At 72.1% G+C, this 3,037-nt stretch carries 1 protein-coding gene; it reads right to left on the bottom strand.

Annotated features, from left to right (window positions below; all coding sequences use genetic code 11):
* The coding region (locus tag ACFCZ1_RS38415; RefSeq protein WP_376682902.1) for an amino acid adenylation domain-containing protein at positions 1-3,037 on the bottom strand (3,037 nt) is incomplete at both ends.

The raw sequence follows: 3,037 nt of genomic DNA, 5'->3' as shown, positions 1-3,037 counted from the left end.
CGGTGCCGGTGGCGGTGCCGGTGGCGGTGTCGGTGGTGGGGACGAGGTAGGCGACCAGGCGCTGGTCGCCGGGGTTGTCCTCGCGCAGCAGCACGGCGGCCTGCGCGATGTCGGGACGGCTCGTGAAGTGGGCCTCGATCTCGGCGGGTTCGATACGGAAACCGCGCAGCTTGATCTGGTCGTCGGTCCGGCCCAGGAACTCCAGCCGCCCCTCGCCCCGCTCGTCGTACTGCCAGCGGCCCAGGTCGCCCGTCCGGTACATCCGCGCACCCGGCTCACCGAACGGATCCGGCACGAAACGCTCGGCGGTCAGCCCCGGACGGCCGAGATAGCCACGGGTCACCAGGTCGCCGGCGATGAAGAGTTCGCCGCCGACCCCGACGGGCAGCGCCCGCAGGGCCTCGTCCAGCACGTACATCCGGGTGTTCCAGATCGGCCGTCCGATGGTGATCACACCGGAGGGTGCGGTGTCGCCGGGCTCGATCCGGAACTCGGTGCAGCCGACCGTGGTCTCGGTCGGGCCGTACTCGTTGATCACGGTCGCACCCGGGTGGCGCCGCCGCCACTCGTCCAGCACTTCGCCCATCAGGGACTCGCCGCCGAGCACCAGCTGCTCGCTGGGCGAGAAGCGCTCGGGCAGCGCGGTCAGCAGGGCCAGGTGACTGGGGGTGGCCTTGACGAAGCTCGGACGGTCGAACTCCCCTGCCGTGGGCGTCTGGTCGTCCAGCTCGATGAGCTGCACGGTGCCGCCGCTGGTCAGCGGGGCGAACAGGCCGGTCACCGTGAGGTCGAACGAGACCGGCGAGTGGACCAGCGCCCGGCCGGCCACGCTGCCGTAGGCCTCGCGGGCCCAGGCCAGGTAGGCGTCCAGCGAGTGGTGCTCGACCACGACGCCCTTGGGGCGGCCGGTGGATCCGGAGGTGTAGATCACGTAGGCCGGGTTGCGCAACGACAGGGGCGCGGACCGGTCGCCGTCGGTGAGGTCGTGAGCGGGCAGGGCGGCCAGCGCGGCGGCCGTGTCCGGCGTGTCGAGCAGTAGGTGCGGGTGCTCGGTCGCGGGCAGTTGCGCGGACGCTTCGACGGTGGTGAGCACGCACAGCGGCCGTGCGTCGGTCAGGGTGTAGGCGATCCGCTCGCCAGGGTGGGTGAGGTCGATCGGCAGGTACGCCGCGCCGGACTTGAGCACCGCCAGCACGGCCACCAGGGTCTCCACCGAGCGCGGGACGGCCAGCGCGACGAAGTGTTCGGGGCCCGCACCCTGAGCCACCAGGTGGCGGGCGAGGCGGTTGGCGGCGGTGTCGAGCTGGGCGTAGCTGAGGGTGCCGGTGTCGCAGACGACGGCGGTGGCGTCGGGGGTGCGGGCGACCTGAGCGGCGAACAGTTCGGGCAGGGTCCGGCCGGGGAGTGCGCGTGACGGGCCGTTCCAGTCGGTGAACAGGGCCTTGCGCTCGTGCTCGGCGAGCAGGTCGATGTCGTGGAGGGGGGTGTCGGGGTGCTGGGCGGCGGTGGTCAGGATCCGCTGGAACTGGTCGGCCAGCCGGGCGACGGTGGCGGGCTCGAAGAGGTCGGCGGCGTATTCGATGGTCACCGTCAGTCCGCCGGGAGCGCCGTCGGCGGTGTGGTGCTCGGTGACGGTGAAGGACAGGTCGAACTTCGCGGCGCCTTCCGACTCGACGTCGGTGTCGGTGGAGTCGGCTCCGGCCGCGCCGGTGCTGTTGAAGGTGAGGACGGTCTGGAAGAGCGGGTGGCGGTGGGGGGCACGGCTGGGGTTGAGGGCCTCGACGAGGCGCTCGAAGGGGAGGTCCTGGTGGGAGAGGGCCGCGAGACCGACGTCACGGGTACGGCCGAGCAGTTCGGTGTGGGTCGGGTTGCCGCTGGTGTCCGTGCGCAGGACCAGGGTGTTGACGAAGAAACCGATCAGCTCGTCCAGGTCACGGTGCGCACGGCCCGCGGTGGGCGTACCGATCGGCAGATCGCAGCCGGCGCCGTTGCGAGTCAGCAGGACGGCCAGCGCCGCATGCACGGAGTGGAACAGCGTGGCCCGGTGGGCACGGGCATGGGCCGCCAGAGCCCGGTGAACGGCACAATCCGTGTACGTGGTGTGGGTCCGCGCCCGGTGAGTGGGGTGCGCGGGCCGGGTGTGGTCGACGGGAAGGGCGATCTCCTCGGGCAGCCCGGCCAACTGGGTGGTCCAGTGCGCGAGCTGCTCGTACAGGGGCGTACCGGGAGTGTCCGGGTCACCCAGGTGGCGGTGCTGCCACAGCGCGTAGTCCGCGTACTGCACCGGCAGCGGCGCCCAGTCCGGGGCGTCCCCACGGGTACGGGCGTGGTAGGCGGCGGTCAGGTCCTCGGTCAGCGGACGCATCGACAGACCGTCCCCGGCGATGTGGTGCAGCACCAGGACCAGCAGGTGGTCGTCCGGAGCGAGGGTGAACACAGCCGCACGCAGCGGGAGTTCACCGGACAGGTCGAAGGGCTCGGCCGACAGCCCGGCGATCCGCGCCCGGGCACCACCCTCGTCGGTCTCCACGACATCGAGGGGCACGAGCCCCGGAGCGGCGGGCAGCACGAGCTGACACGGCCGGCCATCGGCCTCGGGGAACACCGTGCGCAGCGTCTCGTGCCGCTCCACCACGTCATCCAGCGCGGCCTGCAGCGCGACGGCATCCACCGCCTCGGTCAGCCGCAACACCACCGGGATGTTGTACGAGGCCCGCTCGGTCTCCTCCATCCGGTTCAGGAACCACAACCGGGCCTGTGCGTACGAGAGCGGGATACGCGCCGGGCGGGGCTCGGTGCGCACCAGCGGCGGCAGTGCGGTGGCGGGCAGGGCCGCGCCCAGCCGCTCGGCCAGCGCCGCGACGGTCGGCGCCTCGAACAGGTCACGGACACCCATCTCCGCGTCCAGCCCGGCCCGCACCGTCGCGACCAGCCTCATCGCCAGCAGGGAGTGGCCGCCGAGGTCGAAGAAGTTGTCGTCGATTCCGATGTGGTCGACGGCGAGGGTGGTGGCGAAGAGGCCGCAGAGGACTTCTTC

Origin of the sequence: Streptomyces sp. NPDC056224 (assembly GCF_042267665.1) — a bacterium.
Taxonomy (GTDB): domain Bacteria; phylum Actinomycetota; class Actinomycetes; order Streptomycetales; family Streptomycetaceae; genus Streptomyces.
The sequence above is the reverse complement of the archived record's forward strand: the minus strand, read 5'-3'. Positions and strand labels throughout refer to the sequence as shown.